The sequence below is a fragment of the Nocardiopsis sp. iso_237 genome (assembly GCF_056173345.1).
This window is the reverse complement of record NZ_CM149669.1, coordinates 3,845,094-3,863,912: the sequence shown is the minus strand read 5'-3', so window position 1 is coordinate 3,863,912 and position 18,819 is coordinate 3,845,094. Positions and strand designations below refer to the sequence as shown.

Here is an 18,819-nt window from a genome sequence, read left to right as displayed (position 1 = left end):
GTGGGTCGTGCTGCGCAACCTATCGGGGCGGCGGAGGGGACCACGAACCGTTTTCGGTGCCTGTCACCCGATGCGAGCCCGCATCAGAGGGCTCATGGGCGTACTGGAGACAACAAAACACCGATTTCCCGCCAAACCAGGGCCCAAGGTTCTTGCCGGGCACGCCCGGCGTCCGTTTAGCTGGTCCCGTACCCCGCCCGGCACCGGCCGGGCCCGGCAGTGGAGAGCAGGACCCGTGCCCCCCGAGAACACCGAAGCCAGGATCGACACCACCGTCCCCCACAACGCCAGGATCTGGAACTACTGGCTCGGCGGCAAGGACAACTACCCCGTCGACCGCGAGATGGGCGAACAGATCCGCTCGTTCTTCCCCGAGATCGTCGACAACGCGATCGCCGACCGCGCCTTCCTCGTCCGCGCCGTCACCCACCTGGCACGCGAGGAGGGGATCCGGCAGTTCCTGGACGTGGGCACGGGTCTGCCCACCCACAACAACACCCACGAGGTGGCGCAGTCGGTGGCGCCCGACTCCCGCGTGGTCTACGTGGACAACGACCCGCTGGTGCTCACCCACGCCCGAGCCCTGCTCACCGGCTCCGACCAGGGCGTGACCGACTACGTCGACGCCGACCTGCGCGACCCGGACTCCATCCTGGCCACGGCCGCCAAGACCCTGGACCTCGACCAGCCGGTGGCCCTGTTGCTGCTCGGCGTGGTCAACTTCGTGGCCGACGACGCCGAGGTGCGCGCGATCCTGGACCGGCTGCTGGACGCGCTCGCCCCCGGCAGCTACCTGGTGGTCTCGCACCCCACCGACGACATCGACCACGAACGCGCCCACCAGGTGGCCGCCGCGTGGAACGAGAAGGGCACCCCCAAGATCACCATCCGCACGGCGGCGGAGATCGAGGGGCTCTTCGACGGCCTGGAACTGCTGGAGCCGGGCGTGGTGTCCTGCTCGCTGTGGCGGCCGGGACCGACCGAGGTGGGCACGCTCCGCCCGGTCGCCGAGTACGGCGGTGTGGCCCGCAAGGCCTGACCGACCCACCCCACCCCCGGAGGATCCCGTGGCCGACCGACCGCGCACACCGATCGACACCGAGCGCTGGCGTGCGCGGCTGGCCGCCCTCTGCGAACGCCACGGGGTCCCCGGGGCCCAGCTCGGCCTCCTGCGGACCGGAGCCGACGCGGCGGACGATGAGGCGGTCGAGGTCGCCCACGGGGTCCTCAACGCCACGACCGGGCACTCCGTGGACACGGGATCGGTCTTCCAGATCGGGTCCGTCACCAAGGTGTTGACCGCCACCGTGGTCATGGGACTCGTGGACGAGGGCCTGCTCACCCCGGACACGCCGGTGACCGATCCGCTGCCCGAACTCCGGCTGCCCGACCCGACCCGGCGGGTGACCGTGCGGCACCTGCTCAACCACACGAGCGGGATCAACGGGGACGTCTTCACCGACACCGGGCGCGGTGACGACGCACTGGAGCGTTACGTCGCCCTGCTGGGAGACACGGAGCTAGTGCACCCCCTGGGCGCCGCCTTCTCCTACTGCAACGCCGGGTACGTGCTGCTGGGCCGGATCGTCGAGAGGCTCACCGGCCTCACCTGGGACCAGGCGGTACGAGCGCGGCTCTTCGCCCCCCTGGGCATGACCCGCGCCTGCACTCTTCCGGAGGAGGCCCTGCTCCACGGGGCGGCCGTCGGGCACGTGGAGGGTCTGCCCGCCCCCGAGACGGCCCCGGTGTGGGGCATCCCCAGATCGATGGGACCCGCCGGAACCGTCCTGGCCAACGCCGGGGACGTCCTGCGCTTCGCCGCCGCCCACCTGCGCGGCGGGCTCGGCGCCGAGGGGGACCGGGTGCTCTCCGAGGCCTCGGCCCGAGCGATGGGCGGTCACGAGGTGACCCTGCCCGATCCGCACACCCTGGGGGACTCCTGGGGGCTGGGCTGGATCCGCTTCGGCTGGGACGGGCGGCGGCTGCTGGGCCACGACGGCAACACCGTCGGTCAGTCGGCGTTCCTGCGGCTTCTTCCCGAGGCCGGGTTCGCGGTGGTGCTCCTGACCAACGGCGGCCGGACGCGCGACCTCTACCAGGAGCTGTACGGGGAGGTGTTCCGCGAACTCACGGACGTGCGGGTCCCGCCGCCCCTGGCTCCCGACACCGAACCGGACGCCGCTTCCGGATCCGGGGACGACGGGGCGCCGGTCTCGGCCGCCTACGAGAACGCGGCCCAGCGCCTGGAGATCCTGGGCGAGGGGGAGCGGCGGACCCTGAGGATGATCGACCGGGCTCCGCTGCCCGGAGTCGGTCCCGATCCGGTCGGGGAGTGGCCGCTCCTGCCCGCCGGGGGCACGGAGGGACAGTTCGCGTTCCGCCCCGAGGGTCGGCGCACCTGGGTGCCGGTACGGATTCACACTCTGGAGACGGGGGAGGAGTACCTGTACCTGGGCGGGAGGGCGGTTCCCCGCGTCCCCGTCGGGAGCGGCTGACGTACCCGTACCCGTGCCCGGGGCCACCGGGAGCCCCCACCCTGGCCCGTTCACAGCACCAGGAACACGACCAGTACCACCGCCAGCAGGACCACGTACGACACGGCGTGCGCGCGGTCGGGGATCCTCCCCACGTGGCGGCGGACCACGGCGATGGTGGGCAGGGACCCGGCCAGCAGCAGCGCCCCGGCCACCAGGTCCACCGAACCCACATGCCCCTGGTCGGTTCCCCCGCCGCCGGTTCCCCACAGCGCGTAGACCAGGGTCCCCGCCAGCGCGACCGGCACCGTGAGCGGGTTGGCCATCGCGGTGGCCTCGCCCATGGGCAGCCCGCGTCGGCGCAGCAGGGGCACGGTCATGACGCTGCCGCCCACTCCCAGGAACCCGGTGACGGCGCCGATGCCCAGCCCCACCGCCCGGGTCGGCCCCGGACGCGGGACCCGGGGCGCGGTCCCCGGCGACGGGGTGAGGAAGCCCCGGCGCAGCACACTGTCGACGATGGTCACCGCCAGGTAGACCACGAACAGGGCGTGCTGGACCGCGCCGCCCGCCGCCGTGGCCGCCAACGCCCCCACGGCGGAGCCGAGCCCGATGTGGGCGGCCAGGGGCCACAGGTGCGCGCGGCGCAGGCGCCCGGCACGGTACTGGGCCCAGGTGGCGCCCAGGGAGTTGACCACCATGACGGCGGTGGAGGTGGCCACGGCCACCGCCATGGCGTCCACCCCCGGTTCGGCCCGGGCCAGGGTGACGGCGTACACGACCGGAACGGTCACGAAGCCGCCGCCGAAGCCGAACACGACCGTGGTGACTCCGGTCAGGCAGCCCAGGGCCAGGAAAACGAGGATCGAGGTGAGCACCCGCACCACGGTAGGGAGACGGACCGCTGGCGCGCATTCGATGAAAGGACAGGAACGATCGCGTACCGGACAGGGTAGCGTCGGTGTCCGTGCGCAACGTCCCGGTCTCCGAAGTGGACCACATCGACCGTCCTGTGCTGGCCATCGGCACCGACTACCCGCCCGGGTTCGTCCTGGCCCGGCACCGGCACCGCCGTGCGCAGTTCCTGTACGGCGCCACCGGTGTGATGCGGGTGGTGACCGACGACGGCGCGTGGACCGTGCCGCCGCAGCGGGCGGTGCTCGTGCCCGCCGGAACCGACCACGAGGTGACGATGGAGGGGGTGAGCACCCGCAGCCTGTACGTGGAACCGGCCGCCGTGCCGTGGTTCCCCGCCCGGTGCCAGGTGGTGGAGGTGTCCGCGCTGCTGCGCGAGCTGCTGATGGCGGCGGTGGACGTCGACCCCCGCCACGACCGCCACGGGCGGGACGCCGCCCTGGTCGAACTCCTCCTCCACGAACTCCGGGGGCTGGTGCCGCTGCCGCTGGACCTGCCGCTGCCGCGCCACGAGGGGCTGCGCGTCCTGTGCGAGGAGTTCCTGGAGGCTCCCCGCGTCCACGACCCGCTCGCGCGTTGGGCGGCACGGCTGCACGTGAGTGAGCGCACGGTCAACCGGCTGTTCCGGGCAGAGACCGGGATGGGCTTCGCCCGGTGGCGGCAGCGGGCGTGCGTTCTGCGGTCCCTGCCCCCGCTGGCCCGGGGCGCGGCGGTCGCGCGGGTCGCCTCGGACCTCGGTTACGACAGCCCGGCGGCGTTCTCCGCGGTCTTCGCGCGCCTGTTGGGGACCAGTCCCCGGGACTACCGCTCCGCCGCCGCCTCGTAGTCGGGCGGTGCGCACCGCGGGAGTCCCCGTGGCTCCGGGCCCCGGGGACTCCGTGCGGCGGCCTACTCCTTCGGGCGTCGGTCGATGATGCGGCGGAACTTGCCGACCGAACGCTCGATCTGCTCCGGGTCGACCACGTCCACGGTGACGCTGACGCCGACGCGGTCCTTGATCGTCGCGGTGATCTCCCTGCTCAGGACGGTACGCCGGTCGGTGGTGCAGTCCGGGGCGGCCTCCACGCGCACGGACATGCGGTCCAGGCGGCCCTCCTTGGTGAGCACCAGCTGGAAGTGCGGGGCGAGCCCGTCCAGGCCCAGCACGATCTCCTCGATCTGGGTCGGGAAGACGTTGACTCCGCGCAGGATGATCATGTCGTCGCTACGGCCGGTGATCTTGTCCATCCGGCGCATCGGACGGGCCGTGCCCGGGCGCAGGGTGGTCAGGTCACGGGTGCGGTAGCGGATGATCGGCATGGCCTGCTTGGTCAGCGACGTGAAGACCAGCTCACCGTTCTCGCCGTCCGGCAGCACGTCCTGGGTGACGGGGTCGAGCACCTCGGGGAGGAAGTGGTCCTCCCACACGTGCAGACCGTCCTTGGTCTCCGCGCACTCGTTGGCCACACCCGGGCCCATCACCTCGGAGAGGCCGTAGATGTCCACGGCGTTGATGTCGAAGCGCTCCTCGATCTCCAGGCGCATCCGCTCGGTCCACGGTTCGGCGCCGAAGATCCCCACCCTGAGCGAGGTCGTCCGCGGGTCGATGCCCTGGCGCTCGAACTCGTCCAGCAGGGTCAGCATGTAGCTCGGGGTGACCATGATGATCTCGGGCCGGAAGTCCTGGATGAGCTGGACCTGCTTGGCGGTCTGCCCTCCGGAGGCGGGGATGACCGTGCAGCCCAGCTTCTCCGCGCCGTAGTGGGCGCCGAGGCCGCCGGTGAACAGGCCGTAGCCGTAGGAGACGTGCACCTTGTGCCCGGGGCGCCCGCCGGAGGCGCGGATCGAGCGCGCCACCACGGTGGCCCAGGTGTCGATGTCCTCGCGCGTGTAGCCGACCACGGTGGGCTTGCCGGTGGTGCCGCTGGAGGCGTGGATGCGGCTGACCTGTTCCTGGGGCACCGCGAACATCCCGAACGGGTAGTTGTCGCGCAGGTCGGCCTTGGTGGTGTGCGGGAAGAGGGCGATGTCCTCAAGCGATCTGAGGTCCTCGGGGCGTACCCCGGCCTCGTCGAACTTGCGCCGGTACAGGGGCACGTTCGTGTAGGCGTGCTCCAGGGTCCAGCGCAGGCGCTCGAACTGGAGGGAGCGCAGCTCGTCGACACTCATGCGCTCGGCCGCGTCCAGGGAACCGGGCTCCGGGGCCTGCCCGAGGCGCCGCTGGAGGGCAGTACCGGCCGAATGCGTGGTGGTGTCCTGGCTTGCCATGGGCCTCTCCGGGTACTGTGCACGGGGTTTCCGCCGGGCCGGGTTCGGACGGGTCGTCCCCAGAGGAGGGGCGGGGCCGCCGTACGATGCCGCGGCACGCTTTCCGGCGGTCCAACCGCGCTGAGGTGGGTCTTCGTCGGTCCGCGGAGGGAGCCGACTTGCTTACTGACCGAACGTTCGGTTACTAATGCATTTACTCAGTCTCCGCGTGGCCGTGTCAAGGAGACGTGTTGAAGAGTTCACACAGGACGGTGGCACAGGCCACCGTAGCCAACAAGGGAGGCCGTTCGTGAGCGACGTCTACGTGGTCGACGGGGTCCGCACCCCCCAGGGCCGGTACGGGGGCGTCCTCGCGGCCGTCCGTCCCGACGACCTCGCCGCCCGGGCGGTGGCCGAGGCGGTCCGGCGCGCCGGGGTCCCCGGAGAGGACGTGGACGAGGTCATCCTCGGCGCGGCCAACCAGGCGGGTGAGGACAACCGCAACGTCGCCCGGATGGCGACCCTGCTGGCCGGGCTGCCCTCCACGGTCCCCGGCTACACGGTCAACCGGCTGTGCGCCAGCGGACTGACCGCCGTCGCCTCCGCCGCGCAGGCGATCCGGGCGGGCGAGGCCGACCTCGTGGTCGCCGGGGGAGTGGAGTCCATGACCCGCGCCCCCTGGGTGATGGCCAAGCCCGGCACCCCCTGGGCGAAGCCGGGCGAGGTCGCCGACACCTCCCTGGGCTGGCGCTTCACCAACCCCCGCTTCGCCGCCGCCGACGCCGAGACGTCCCCGGACGCCACCCCCGACGAACTGCGCTACACGCTGTCGATGGGCGAGACCGCCGAGGAGGTCGCCGCCCTGGAGGGGACCACCCGCGAGGAGAGCGACGCCTTCGCCCTACGCAGCCACCAGCGGGCCGTGGCCGCCGCCGAGGCGGGCCGGTTCCGGAACGAGATCGTCCCCGTCACGGTCCACGGCCGCAAGGGCCAGACCCACGAGGTCACCGAGGACGAGGGGCCGCGCCCCGGCTCCACCATGGAGAGCCTGGCCAAGCTCCGCCCGGTCTTCCGTCAGGGCGGCATCGTCACCGCGGGCAACTCCTCCTCGCTCTCGGACGGAGCCTCCGCACTGGTCCTGGCCAGTGCCGACGCCGTGCGCCGCTACGACCTGACCCCGCGCGCCCGCGTCGTCGCCTCCGCCTCGGCCGGGGTGGACCCGCAGGTCATGGGGCTCGGTCCGGTCCCGGCCACCCGCAAGGTCCTGCACCGGGCCGGATGGGCACTCGACGAGGTGGGCGCGGTCGAACTCAACGAGGCCTTCGCGGCCCAGTCACTCGGCGTGCTGCGCCAGCTCGACCTGGACGAGTCCCGGGTGAACGCCGACGGCGGCGCGATCGCCCTGGGCCACCCGCTGGGCTCCTCCGGCGCCCGCCTGGTGGTCACGCTGATGAACCGCATGGAGCGCGAGGACGCCCGGCGCGGACTGGCCACCCTGTGTGTGGGTGTGGGTCAGGGCACCGCCCTGCTGGTGGAGCGCCCGTGACCCCCGCCCCTGACCCGTCCGCCCCCCACCCGTCAGGCTCCGAACGGACCGGCGGCGCCCCGACCCCGAACGAGGACGGCCCGAGCATGGACTTCGAGACCCTGCGCGTCGACTGGCGCGAGGACCGCGTGGTGGTCGAGCTGCACCGCCCCGAGGCCCGTAACGCCATCAACGGACGGATGATCGCGGAGCTGCACGAGGTGTGCGCCCGGATCGAGGCCGACCCTCGACCCCTGCTCCTGACCGGCCACGGCACCGTGTTCGCGGGTGGGGCCGACATCTCCGAACTGCGCGAACGCGGCCGTGAGGAGGCACTGGCCGGGATCAACAGCCGCCTGTTCGAACGCCTGCACCGGCTCCGGACCCCCACCGTGGCCGCCGTCGACGGGTTCGCCCTGGGCGGCGGCGCCGAACTGTCCTACGCCTGCGACATCCGGATCGCCACCCCCACCGCCGTGTTCGCCCAGCCCGAGCCGGGTCTGGGCATCATCGCGGGGGCGGGGGCCTGCTGGCGGCTCAAGGAGCTCGTGGGCGCCTCGGTGGCCAAGCAGGTGCTGCTGGGCGGGTTCCGCCTGGACGCCGACGCCGCGCTGCGCCACGGTCTGGTGGCCGAGATCGCCCCCTCCGAGGAGCTGCGCGAGCGCGCGCACGCCGTGATCGACCGGATGGCCGCTTCCTCGGCCACGGCGCTGCGGATGACCAAGCTGGTGCTGGACGCCCAGGGCGTGCACCCCCTGGCCGACGACCTCACGCAGGCGGTCCTGTTCGAGAGCGCCGACAAGCACGACCGCATGACCCGTTTCCTGGAGAGGAAGAAGCGTTGAGCGAGATCACCCCGCAGGGCGTTCCCGGCACCGTCGCCGTCATCGGCGGCGGCACCATGGGAGCCGGGATCGTCCAGCAGTTCCTCACGGCCGGGGCGAGCGTGGTGCTGGTCGAGGCCACCTCAGAGGCCGCCGAGGCCGGGCTCGGGCGGGTCGCCGCCGGGCTCGACCGGGCCCGTGACCGCCGTCGGATCGACGCCGAGCCCGCCGCCTACCTGGCCCGCCTGAGCGCCGTCACCGACGCCTCGGACCTCCCAGCCGACACCGGGCTGGTCGTCGAGGCCGTCCCGGAGAAGCCCGCGCTGAAGATCGCGGTGCTCACCGCCGCTGAGGCCGCCGTCAGCGAGGACACCGTCCTGGCCTCCAACACCAGCTCGCTGTCGGTCACCGACCTGGCCGCCGCGCTCAGGCGCCCCGGCCGGTTCCTGGGCACGCACTTCTTCAACCCCGTCCCCGCCTCCAAGCTGGTGGAGATCGTGACCGCGCCCGAGACCGACCCCGCCGTCCTGGAGACGGTGCGCGGCTGGGTCGCCGCGCTCGGGAAGACGGAGATCGTGGTCCGGGACTCTCCCGGGTTCGCCACGAGCCGCCTCGGCGTGATGCTGGGCCTGGAGGCCATCCGCATGGTCGAGGAGGGCGTGGCCTCGCCCGCCGACATCGACACCGCGATGGAACTCGGTTACCGCCACCCCATGGGCCCGCTCAGGCTCACCGACCTGGTCGGACTCGACGTGCGCCTGGCCATCGCGGAGCACCTGGCGAGCGAACTGGGGGACCGGTTCTCGCCCCCGGACCTCCTGCGCCGTAAGGTCGCCGAGGGCAGACTCGGCCGCAAGAGCGGCGAGGGATTCCACCTCTGGGACAAGGGAGACAAGGCGTGAGCGAGGACAGGGCCGCGGAGTTCGTCGAGGTCGACGGGGTCGCCACCGTCAGGCTGCACCGTCCGGGGCTGACCCGGCGGGCCAAGGAGGAGCTGCTGGAGGCGGTGACCCGGGCGGCGGAGTCGACCACTGCCCGCGCGGTGCTGTTCCTGGGGTCGGACCGGGCGTTCTGCCTGGGCCAGGACCTGGCGGAACACGCGCGGATCCTGGAGGAGACCCCGGGCCAGGCGCTGAGCACGGTGCGCGAGCACTACAACCGGATCGTGCTGGCCCTGGAGAGCATCCAGGTGCCGGTGGTGGTCGGGATCGGTGGCGCCTGCGTGGGCGCCGGCCTGGGGTTCGCCCTCGCCGGTGACGTGCGCGTGGCGGCCGGCAGGGCCAAGTTCGGCACCGCGTTCACCGGGATCGGCCTGGCCTCGGACTCCGGTCTGGCCCACCGGCTGGTGCGCTCGCTGGGACAGGCGCGCGCGATGGAGCTGATGCTCCTGGGCACGGTGTTCGGCGCCGAGCGGGCCCTGGAACTCGGCCTGGTCACCGAGGTCGTGGCCGACGAGGACTGGGAGGCGCGCGCCCGCGAGGTCGCCGTCGGGCTGGCCTCGGGGCCCACCGCGGCGTTCGTGGCGGCCAAGCACGAGGTGCGCTCGGCGGCTGACGGCCAGAGCGACCTGCCCGAGCTGCTGGAGGAGGAGGCCGACCTCCAGAACCAGCTCGGGGTGACCGCCGACCACGTCGGTGCGGTCTCGTCCTTCCTGAACAAGCAGAAGCCCACCTTCACCGGTCAGTAGCGGGCCCCGCCCAGCTGATCGCGGGGGTCCGGGGACTTGCGCCCGGCCCCCGCGTCCGGGGATACTAATTACTGACCGAACGTTCGGTTATGAATGGGGATGGATCAATGCCGACCACGGCCCAGGAAGCGCCCCCCGGCGCCGACGAGGCGCTCCAGGCGGAGTTCGACGCCCGGATCGCCGCCAACCAGCGCGTCGAGCCGCGCGACTGGATGCCCGAGGCCTACCGCAGGACCCTCGTCCGCCAGGTCTCCCAGCACGCGCACTCCGAGATCATCGGCATGCAGCCGGAGGGTGACTGGATCGCCTCCGCGCCCAGCCTGCGCCGCAAGGCCATCCTCCTGGCCAAGGTCCAGGACGAGGCCGGGCACGGCCTCTACCTGTACGCGGCCGCCGAGACCCTCGGCGTGGACCGCAACGACCTCACCGAGCGGCTCATCGAGGGCCGCCAGAAGTACTCCTCGATCTTCAACTACCCCTCGCTGAGCTTCGCCGACGTCGGCGTCATCGGGTGGCTGGTGGACGGCGCCGCCATCTGCAACCAGGTCCCGCTGTGCCGCACCTCCTTCGGTCCCTACGCCCGCGCCATGGTGCGGATCTGCAAGGAGGAGTCCTTCCACCAGCGGCAGGGCTACGAACTCCTCATGCGCATGATGGAGGGCACCGAGGGCCAGCGCCGCATGGTCCAGGACGCCGTCGACCGCTGGTGGTGGCCGTCCCTGATGATGTTCGGCCCGCCCGACGCCGACTCGCCCAACACGCAGCAGTCCATGACCTGGGGCATCAAGATCGACACCAACGACGACCTGCGCCAGAGGTTCGTCGACATGACCGTTCCGCAGGCCGAGAAGCTGGGCGTCACCCTGCCCGACCCCGAACTGGTCTGGAACTCCGAACGCGGTCACCACGACTTCGGCACCCCGGACTGGGACGAGCTCAAGCAGGTCATCAAGGGCGACGGCCCCAAGAACGCCGAACGCGTCTCCCGCAGACGCGCCGCGCACGAGAAGGGCGCGTGGGTCCGCGAGGCCGCCACCGCCTACGCCAGGAAGCAGCAGGAGGCCACGGTATGAGCAGGAACGACGACGCCACCCCGGCCCGCCCCGAGTGGCCCCTCTACGAGGTCTTCGTCCGAGGCAAGCGCGGCCTCAACCACGTGCACGTGGGTTCGCTGCACGCCCCCGACGCGACCATGGCCCTGCACAACGCCCGCAACCTCTACACCCGCCGCAACGAGGGGGTGAGCATCTGGGTGGTGCTCGCGGAGGACGTCACGGCCTCCAGCCCGGACGAGAAGGACCCCTACTTCGAGCCCAGCGGTGACAAGGTCTACCGCCACCCGACCTTCTACCCCATCCCCGAGGACGTCCCGCACATCTAGGGGGACCACGGTCGGCACGACTCTTCAAGGACAAGCATGAGTGGCGAGAACATTTTCACCGGACTCACCGAGGAGCACGACGGCGACGCCCGCTGGGCCTTCGGCACCGGCTTCACCGAGGCGCTCGCGGGCGTGGACACCACCCTGCCCGCCGGGGTCGACGGCGCGGACCTGGCGGCCTACTGCGAGATGCTCGGCGACGACGCACTCATCCAGTCGCAGCGCCTCGTCCAGTGGGTGACCGACGCCCCCGAACTGGAGGAGGAGGTCGCGCTGGCCAACATCGCCCTCGACCTGCTCGGCCAGGCCCGCCTCCTGCTGGCCCGCGCCGGACAGGCCGACGGCACCGGCCGCGACGAGGACGCCTTCGCCTACCACCGGGACGCCGCGCGGTTCCGCAACGTGCACCTCACCGAGGCCCCGCGCGGCGACTTCGCCCGCGCCGTCGCCACACTCCTCGTCCTCTCCTCCTGGCGGTTGGCCGTGTTCACCCGGCTCGCTGACAGCGCCGACCCGGTACTGGCCGCCATCGCCGCCAAGGGCGTCAACGAGCTGGCCTACCACCGCGAGTACGCCGTGGCGTGGGCCCTGCGCCTGGGGGACGGCACCCCGTACTCCCACGAACGCCTGCGCACCGCCGTGTCCGACGTGTGGCCGCTCACCGGCGAACTGTTCGCCACCCACCCCCTCGAAGCGGCGTTGACCGCCCAGGGCGTCGCCGTGGACCCGGCCGCCGTGCGCGACGAGGTCCACGAGGTCCTCACCCAGGTCCTGACCGCCGCCACCCTGCCCGCCCCCGGACCCTTCCCCCGTCAGGGAGTGGCCGGACGCGACGGCGAGCACACCGAACACCTCGCCCCGCTGCTGGAGGAGCTCCAGCGCGTGGCCCGGGAGCACCCGGAGGCGACATGGTAGGCACCCGACAGCGCCTGTGGGAGGCGGCCGCCTCGGTCACCGACCCCGAACTCCCCATGCTCACCCTCTCTGACCTCGGCATCCTGCGCGAGGTCGCCATCCAGGAGGACGGCACCGCCGCCGTGTGGATCACCCCCACCTACTCGGGGTGCCCCGCTCTGACGGAGATGCGCGTGGACGTGGACCGCGCCGTCCGCGCCGCCGGGTTCGACCAGGTGGAGGTGCGTACCGCGCTCTCCCCGGCCTGGACCACCGACTGGATCACCGACGAGGGCAGGCGCAAACTCACCGAGCACGGCATCTCGCCCCCCGGTGGGGCACCCAGGCGTCCGGCGGGGCCCGTCCCGCTCACCCTGATGCCCACCCGTACCGTCCCAAGCTGCCCGCTGTGCGGTGCGGCCGACACCGAGGAACTGTCCCGGTTCGGCGCGACCTCGTGCAGGTCGTTGCACCGCTGCCGGTCCTGCCTCGAACCGTTCGAGCACGTCAAGGAGATCTGACCGTGTCCACACCCGTCACCGAGACCGCCGGGGTGCCGCTGCGCGGCCGCGCAGCGTTCCACCGGCTGCGCGTGGCCGACGTCGAGCGCCTGTGCGACGACGCCGTCGCGGTCACCTTCGACGTCCCCGACCACCTCGTCGAGGAGTTCGCCTTCGCACCGGGCCAGTCCCTGACCCTGCGCCGCGAGGTCGACGGCGTCGAGGAGAGGCGCAGCTACTCCATCTGCTCCGCCGTGGGGGAGAAGCCCCGCGTGGGCGTGCGCCTGGTCGCCGGGGGGCTCTTCTCCAGCTGGCTGGTCCGCGAGGTCGAGCCGGGCCAGGAGATCGAGGTGGGAGTGCCCACCGGAAGGTTCAGCCCCGACCTCACCCGGGCCGCCCGCCACGTGCTCGTGGCCGCCGGTTCGGGGATCACGCCGGTCCTGTCCATGGCCGCTTCGCTGCTGCGACGGACCGGCTCCCACGTCACCCTCCTCTACGGCAACCGCCGCAGTGACACGGTGATGTTCGCCGACGAGATCGCTGATCTCAAGGACTCCTTCGGGCCCCGCTTCGAGCTGGTGCACGTGCTCTCCCGCGAACCCCGTGAGTCGGAGCTGTTCACCGGCCGTCTCGACGGTGCGAAGCTGGAGGCGCTGCTGTCCACCGTCATCGCGGCCGACGCGGTCGACCACTGGTGGCTGTGCGGCCCCTACGGCATGGTCACCGACGCCCAGGAGGTACTGGCGCGCCACGGGGTCGAGGGCGAGCGCGTGCACCAGGAGCTGTTCTTCGTCGAAGGGGCCGAACCGCCGCCCCAGGCCCGCCACGAGGACCCCGAGGTCGAGGGCCCGGCCAGCGAGGTCACCGTCGTGCTGGACGGGCGCACCACCACGCTGACCCTGCCCCAGGGCGTGCCGGTGCTGGACTCCGCGCAGCGCTATCGTCCCGATCTGCCGTTCGCCTGCAAGGGCGGCGTGTGCGGGACCTGCCGGGTCAAGGTCTGTGACGGTGAGGTGAGGATGCGCCGGAACTACGCGCTCACCCCCGCCGAGGTGGAGGCGGGATACGCGCTGGCGTGCCAGTCGCTGCCGCAGACCGACACCGTCACCGTGGACTTCGACTCGTGAGCGGCGCCGCGTCCGAGGGGCGCAACGAGACCGCGTGGCGGATGTTCGAAGCCGACCGGGCCTCCAAGGGACTGGGGATGCGCCTGGTCGAGGCCCGAGACGGGTACGCGGTGGTGGAGATGGTCGTGGGGCCCCTGATGCTCAACGGCTACGACATCACCCATGGCGGGTTCGTGTTCGCGCTCGCTGACACCGCCTTCGCCTGCGCGTGCAACCTGGACGGCGGCGACGTCACGGTGGCTTCGGGCGCGGACGTGACCTTCGTGGCCCCCACCAAGGAGGGGGATCTGCTGGTGGCGACCGCCGTCGAACGCGTGCGGTTCGGCCGCAGCGGCGTCTACGACGTCACCGTCCGCCGAGGAGATCAGGTGGTCGCGGAGTTCCGTGGCCGCAGCCGCAGCCTGCCCCAGAAGAGTTGAAGTTCGGGGAGGATTCAGGAGCTGGGTCTCTGCCATCATGTGACCAACGTGCGCCTGCGAAGGTCAAGCGGAGATAACGGCCCGCGTCGTTGCAGGTCGTTAAGTGTGAGCCCCGCGCACGCGGGGATGGACCGCTGGGGGAGGACGTGGTCCTCTTCGACGCGGAGTGAGCCCCGCGCACGCGGGGATGGACCGTTTTTCCAGACCGGTGAATGCCCTTCTACGTCGTGAGCCCCGCGCACGCGGGGATGGACCCACGTCGGGGGCGGTGAACGGCAGATTCTCGAAGTGAGCCCCGCGCACGCGGGGATGGACCGAGGCGCTTCCGTGACGAACTCCCCCTCGATCTGTGAGCCCCGCGCACGCGGGGATGGACCGGTGGTCGCTGCGGCGATCGCCAGCATCTTGACGTGAGCCCCGCGCACGCGGGGATGGACCGCGGCAGCTACGTACGGGAGGTGATTTCAGTGCGTGAGCCCCGCGCACGCGGGGATGGACCGCCGAAGCGGGCGCCGGTGGGGTCGTAGAAACGGTGAGCCCCGCACACGCGGGGATGGACCGCGCCCCCGCAGGGACCTGACCACGGCCACCAGGTGAGCCCCGCGCACGCGGGGATGGACCGGCGTGCGTCATCGTCGCGACCCCCCGCCGGGTGTGAGCCCCGCACACGCGGGGATGGACCGTAGGTGGTGCCCCGGCCGAGCATCAGACGACGGTGAGCCCCGCACACGCGGGGATGGACCGCATTGAGGCCACGTACGGCGAGAACGGGTGGCGTGAGCCCCGCACACGCGGGGATGGACCGCCGAGGTGACGTGCGCGATCTACGAGCACGTCGTGAGCCCCGCACACGCGGGGATGGACCGAACCAGAGCCCGAGCGTCACGGGCTCACCGGGGTGAGCCCCGCACACGCGGGGATGGACCGACGGCAGCGGCCCGCGGTGGTGGCTGTGGCGCGTGAGCCCCGCACACGCGGGGATGGACCGCTCGCGGACCACCCCGAGGCGCCCACCCGCTCGTGAGCCCCGCACACGCGGGGATGGACCGCTGGCCCCAGGAGTCTCGGTGCTTCGCCAGAAGTGAGCCCCGCGCACGCGGGGATGGGCCTTAGGAACAAGGTGAGCCCTGCGGGCGCGGGGGCGCAGACCCCGGTCTGGGGGTCTGCGCCCGAACCGGGCTTCGTGGATGGTCACGACCCCACCGGGGGCGGTGACCGTCACGGTCTCCGGTGCGGGGAGATCAGACGTCCAGGCTACCGACGGCGCGCTCGGCTTCCCGGCGTGCGCAGGCCCGGATCAGTTGTGCGTAGGACTCGCCGGTCATGGACTTGATCGAGGTGACGCCCGAACCGACGTACTTGCGGGCCTGGAGGAGACCCTCCGAGGTGGCCGGGCCCCACCGGCCGTCGACGCCGTCCGGGTCGAGGGTCGAGCCGAACCCGGCGGCCACGATCAGTCGCTGAACAGCCTTCACGCCTTCTACCGGGGCGCCGGGCTTGAGGCCGTCGCCTTCCTTGAGTCCGAGCAACGAACCTTCTCCTCCTGTGATGGGCCCGGGGGCCTGGGTGAACGTGCCGTCGCGCACCATGGAGTACGCCCGGTCGCCGGGGCACGAGGTGGCGATAAAGTCGCGGTGCCCGAGCACGGTGCCCGTGTTGGTGTAGTCGTCCACGAGCCACTGGCGCAGCTCACGGACCGCGTTGATCTGGGCGTCGGTGATGGTGTCGGTGGGGCCGGTCGCCAGCGTCACGCTGTAGTGCGTCCGGTTCCCACCGGGCTGCGCGGCCTGCTCGCGTCGGGGGCCGCGCCCGTCGATGACGTAGCCGTGGGCACAGGCCAGCCAGCTGTAGCCGATGTCCACCCAGCCGCGGGAGGGGCCGGTGTGGAACGCGCGGGTGTTGCGCCAGTAGGTGAGACAGGCGGAGTGGTCCTTGTCGGCGAGGTTCTGGTTGCTGCTGTCGTAGTGGACGACCAGACCGGACCGGGGATCGGCGGACGCTGCTGGGGACGTCCCCCATCCCAGGTCGGACCGGGATACGTACTTGCTGGGTCGGGCCACGGAGGGCCTCCTCCTGGACATGGCGGATACCGACCGGTCGGCGGTCGGGGCTGTGGCGGCTGCGGGGGCTCGGCTACTCGTGGAGTCCACGGGGCAGGGGCGGGAACCGGTCGTACGCACTCGGTCACCTTGATGGAATGGTGCCCGGCGGGCGTGGTGATGAACCTGTCCCGGTCCTCGCAAAGCACCGCACAGTGAGAGTCCGCGCACGCGAGCTCTCGCCTCTGGCGTCTGGGGAAGGCACGTCTGCGGCTGGATGTGACCGCGAGGAGCGCGGCGGGTCCGCTGCCTTCGATGAGGCGCCGACGGCTGCGTTACCGAAGACGGCCAGGTTGAACGCCGTCGCGAGCATGGCGTTCGGGATCTCGGCCCGGGTACTCGACGGGGTTCACGCCGACAGCCTCCACGGCGAGTGCCCCAACGCTCGTCGACGGCATGCTCGCCCCCCGACGGTCCGGAGCGTGAGCGCTAACAAGACGAGAGCAGAAGGGTTTCCCACAGTCCCGTGAACATTGAACCTTTGGGGCGAGTGGGATATGTTAACGCCAACTCAGCGCCCGTACATGACCCCGATCAAGCCAACAGCCAAGGAGCCATGGGTGGACCACACCTCCTCATCCACCCGGACCAACCGCGACCCCGCGATGACGGACGTCGCCCGGCTCGCGGGGGTGTCCCACCAGACGGTGTCCCGCGTGCTCAACGGGCACCCCAACGTGCGCGAACAGACCAGGCTGCGGGTGCGCGCCGCCATCGAACAGCTCGGCTACCGCCCCAACCGCGCGGCCCGCACCCTGGCGACCGGCAGGTCACAACTCCTCGGCGTCGTGGCGCAGAACTCCACCCTGTTCGGCCCGTCCTCGTTGTTGGCCGCCTTCGAGCTGGCCGCCGCCGTCCAGGGATTCGTGGTGAGCGTGCGCCGGGTCCGGGTCCTGGACCGGGGGTCGATCGCCGCGGCGGTGGAACACCACCGCGAACAACGGGCCGCGGGGATCGTGGTCATAGCGCCCACCGCCGCCGCGGACGAGGCCCTGACGGAGGTCCCGACCGACGTGCCCCTGGTGACGGTCGACGGCGACCCCGACCGTGCCGGGGCCGCCCTGGTCACCGTCGACCAGGAGGCCGGAGCCCGGCTGGCCACGCGCCACCTGCTGGACGCGGGGCACGAGACGGTCTGGCACGTGTCCGGCCCCGAGGACTGGTTCGACGCCGCCGGACGCCAACGGGGATGGCGACAGACCCTGGAGGAGGCGGGCGCCGAGGTCCCCCCGGTCAGCCCGGCCGACTGGAGCGCGGCCTCGGGTTACCGCGCGGGGCTGATGCTCGCCCGTATGCCCGAGGTCAGTGCCGTCTTCGCCGCCAACGACCACCTGGCCCTGGGGATCCTGCGCGCCATGTCGGAACGCGGCCGTTCCGTCCCCGGGGACGTCAGCGTGGTCGGGTTCGACGACGTGCCCGAGGCGGGCTACTTCATCCCGCCCCTGACCACCGTGCGCCCCGACTTCGACACCGTGGCCGCCGAAGCACTCAGCCTGCTGCTCTCCGGAATCTCCGGGGAGCAGCAGGCCGAGCGCCGCATCGTCACTCCTACTCTTGTCGAGCGGGAGAGCGCCTAGCCAGCCCCGGCAGGATCGGCGCGGAACCGCCCACACGCTTCTTGTTGTAGATGTCGAAGGCCACCGCCAGCAGCAGGACCAGGCCCTTGATGAACTGCTGCCAGTCCACGCCCAGGCCGATCAGCGACATGCCGTTGTTGAGGACGCCCATGAACAGGGCGCCGATGACCGCGCCGATCACGCTGCCCACACCGCCGGACGCCGAGGCGCCGCCGATGAAGGCGGCCGCGATGGCGTCCAGCTCGAACATGGTCCCGGCGCCCGGGGTGGCCGCGTTCAGCCGGGCGGTGAAGATGAGCCCGGCCAGCGCCGAGAGCACCCCCATGTTCACGAACACCCAGAACGTGACCCTCTTGGTACGGATCCCCGACAGTGCGGCGGCCCGCTCACTGCCTCCCACGGCGTACACGCGCCGTCCCATGGTCGTGGAGCGCATCACGAACGCGTAGCCGCCGATCAGCGCGATCAGCAGCACACCGACGAGGGGCAGTCCGTTGTGCCCGGCCAGCGCGTAGGTGAACGCGACGATGGCCACGGACACCACCACGGAGCTCGCGACGGTCACCGCCACGGGAGGCACCGGCAGGTCGCGCGCTCGGGAGCGGGCCCGCGAACGCCACTGGACCCACACGATGGCCGCCGCCCCGGCCACCCCGATGGCCAGGGTGGGCAGGTGGAGCCCGTCCGACTGACCGGGCAGGAAACCGCTGGCGATCACCCGCAGCGACTGCGGGAGCGGGGCGATGGACTCCCCGCCCAGGGCTGCCAGGGTGGCGCCTCGGAAGATCAGCATCCCCGCCAGGGTGACGATGAACGCGGGCACCCCCACGTAGGCGACCCAGAAGCCCTGCCAGGCGCCGATGGCCGCGCCCAGGAGCAGCGCGATCGGGACCACGACGGGCGTCGGCAGTCCCCACGAGGTGAGCATGATCGCGGACATCGCCCCGGTGAAGGCCACCACCGACCCCACGGAGAGGTCGATGTGGCCGGTGATGATCACCAGCATCATCCCGATCGCGAGGATCAGGATGTAGGAGTTCTGCATGATCAGGTTGGTGATGTTGAGCGGGGTGAGAAGCAGGCCTCCGGTGAGGACCTGGAAGAGGATGATGACGGCCACCAGGGCGATGGCCATGCCGTACTGGCGGGTGTTGCCCCGCAGCAGGGATCG

18 protein-coding genes and 1 CRISPR repeat array are annotated in these 18,819 nt (G+C 71.9%); of the genes, 14 read left to right on the top strand and 4 right to left on the bottom strand.

All coding sequences use genetic code 11. The features are described from left to right. Window positions 1-235: 235 nt before the first annotated feature. Both AC0VYM_RS17760 and AC0VYM_RS17755 read left to right on the top strand, forming a co-directional pair. Entirely contained in the window at window positions 236-1,039 is an 804-nt protein-coding gene (locus tag AC0VYM_RS17760; protein ID WP_475453557.1) for an SAM-dependent methyltransferase, read from the top strand. 28 nt (window positions 1,040-1,067) lie between these two features. Further along, entirely contained in the window at window positions 1,068-2,495 is a 1,428-nt protein-coding gene (locus AC0VYM_RS17755; RefSeq protein WP_475453555.1) for a serine hydrolase domain-containing protein, read from the top strand. Window positions 2,496-2,545: 50 nt separating this feature from the next. On the opposite strand, the gene AC0VYM_RS17750 is transcribed toward AC0VYM_RS17755, so the two are convergent. Continuing rightward, window positions 2,546-3,352, bottom strand: a complete 807-nt coding sequence (locus AC0VYM_RS17750) for a sulfite exporter TauE/SafE family protein (protein ID WP_475453553.1) — start codon at window positions 3,350-3,352, stop codon at window positions 2,546-2,548. A gap of 89 nt (window positions 3,353-3,441) precedes the next feature. Between AC0VYM_RS17750 and AC0VYM_RS17745 the strand changes: the two genes are divergently transcribed. Then, on the top strand, window positions 3,442-4,215 hold the full coding sequence (locus AC0VYM_RS17745) for an AraC family transcriptional regulator (protein WP_475463091.1): 774 nt from the start codon (window positions 3,442-3,444) through the stop codon (window positions 4,213-4,215). A 62-nt stretch (window positions 4,216-4,277) separates the two neighbouring features. Here AC0VYM_RS17745 and paaK read toward each other — a convergent pair whose 3' ends face one another. Beyond that, window positions 4,278-5,636 carry a phenylacetate--CoA ligase PaaK gene (gene paaK, locus AC0VYM_RS17740; protein WP_475453551.1) on the bottom strand — a complete coding sequence of 453 codons (1,359 nt, stop codon included), beginning with the start codon at window positions 5,634-5,636 and terminating at the stop codon, window positions 4,278-4,280. A gap of 289 nt (window positions 5,637-5,925) precedes the next feature. Here paaK and AC0VYM_RS17735 point away from each other — a divergent pair, with 289 nt between their 5' ends. The 10 genes from AC0VYM_RS17735 (at window position 5,926) to paaI (ending at window position 13,972) form a co-directional block, all read left to right on the top strand. Next, window positions 5,926-7,161 carry a thiolase family protein gene (locus AC0VYM_RS17735; RefSeq protein WP_475453549.1) on the top strand — a complete coding sequence of 412 codons (1,236 nt, stop codon included), beginning with the start codon at window positions 5,926-5,928 and terminating at the stop codon, window positions 7,159-7,161. 86 nt (window positions 7,162-7,247) lie between these two features. Beyond that, complete coding sequence (locus AC0VYM_RS17730; protein ID WP_475463089.1) at window positions 7,248-7,985, top strand: enoyl-CoA hydratase/isomerase family protein; 738 nt, start codon at window positions 7,248-7,250, stop codon at window positions 7,983-7,985. Beyond that, entirely contained in the window at window positions 7,982-8,866 is an 885-nt protein-coding gene (locus tag AC0VYM_RS17725; protein ID WP_475453547.1) for a 3-hydroxyacyl-CoA dehydrogenase family protein, read from the top strand. The genes AC0VYM_RS17730 and AC0VYM_RS17725 overlap by 4 nt, the downstream gene beginning before the upstream one ends. Further along, entirely contained in the window at window positions 8,863-9,651 is a 789-nt protein-coding gene (locus AC0VYM_RS17720; protein ID WP_475453545.1) for an enoyl-CoA hydratase/isomerase family protein, read from the top strand. The genes AC0VYM_RS17725 and AC0VYM_RS17720 overlap by 4 nt, the downstream gene beginning before the upstream one ends. Window positions 9,652-9,758: 107 nt before the next feature. Continuing rightward, complete coding sequence (paaA, locus tag AC0VYM_RS17715; protein WP_475453543.1) at window positions 9,759-10,724, top strand: 1,2-phenylacetyl-CoA epoxidase subunit PaaA; 966 nt, start codon at window positions 9,759-9,761, stop codon at window positions 10,722-10,724. Continuing rightward, a complete protein-coding gene (gene paaB / locus AC0VYM_RS17710; protein ID WP_049568999.1) occupies window positions 10,721-11,032 on the top strand; it encodes a 1,2-phenylacetyl-CoA epoxidase subunit PaaB in 312 nt (103 codons plus the stop codon). Before paaA ends, paaB begins: the two co-directional genes overlap by 4 nt. A gap of 36 nt (window positions 11,033-11,068) precedes the next feature. Continuing rightward, window positions 11,069-11,947 (top strand): 1,2-phenylacetyl-CoA epoxidase subunit PaaC, encoded by an 879-nt coding sequence (gene paaC / locus AC0VYM_RS17705; RefSeq protein ID WP_475453540.1) that lies wholly within the window; start codon window positions 11,069-11,071, stop codon window positions 11,945-11,947. Then, window positions 11,941-12,447, top strand: coding sequence for a 1,2-phenylacetyl-CoA epoxidase subunit PaaD (gene paaD / locus AC0VYM_RS17700; protein ID WP_475453538.1), 507 nt, complete (start codon window positions 11,941-11,943; stop codon window positions 12,445-12,447). The genes paaC and paaD overlap by 7 nt, the downstream gene beginning before the upstream one ends. Before the next feature lie 2 nt (window positions 12,448-12,449). Next, window positions 12,450-13,553, top strand: a complete 1,104-nt coding sequence (gene paaE, locus AC0VYM_RS17695; protein ID WP_475453536.1) for a 1,2-phenylacetyl-CoA epoxidase subunit PaaE — start codon at window positions 12,450-12,452, stop codon at window positions 13,551-13,553. A 41-nt stretch (window positions 13,554-13,594) separates the two neighbouring features. Further along, the gene (paaI, locus tag AC0VYM_RS17690) at window positions 13,595-13,972 is read left to right on the top strand and encodes a hydroxyphenylacetyl-CoA thioesterase PaaI (protein WP_475463088.1); all 378 of its coding nucleotides are present in this window, start codon (window positions 13,595-13,597) and stop codon (window positions 13,970-13,972) included. Between the two features lie 105 nt (window positions 13,973-14,077). Then, window positions 14,078-15,082: direct repeats of the CRISPR family, unit length 29 nt; unit sequence GTGAGCCCCGCGCACGCGGGGATGGACCG. Between the two features lie 131 nt (window positions 15,083-15,213). Here paaI and AC0VYM_RS17685 read toward each other — a convergent pair. Then, the gene (locus AC0VYM_RS17685) at window positions 15,214-16,032 is read right to left on the bottom strand and encodes a peptidoglycan recognition protein family protein (RefSeq protein WP_475453534.1); all 819 of its coding nucleotides are present in this window, start codon (window positions 16,030-16,032) and stop codon (window positions 15,214-15,216) included. 599 nt (window positions 16,033-16,631) lie between these two features. Between AC0VYM_RS17685 and AC0VYM_RS17680 the strand changes: the two genes are divergently transcribed. Next, a complete protein-coding gene (locus AC0VYM_RS17680; RefSeq protein WP_475453532.1) occupies window positions 16,632-17,648 on the top strand; it encodes a LacI family DNA-binding transcriptional regulator in 1,017 nt (338 codons plus the stop codon). Here the strand turns inward: AC0VYM_RS17680 and mmsB are convergent. After that, window positions 17,620-18,783, bottom strand: coding sequence for a multiple monosaccharide ABC transporter permease (gene mmsB, locus AC0VYM_RS17675; protein ID WP_475463086.1), 1,164 nt, complete (start codon window positions 18,781-18,783; stop codon window positions 17,620-17,622). The two genes, AC0VYM_RS17680 and mmsB, sit on opposite strands and share 29 nt — an antisense overlap. Between the last annotated feature and the right edge of the window lie 36 nt (window positions 18,784-18,819).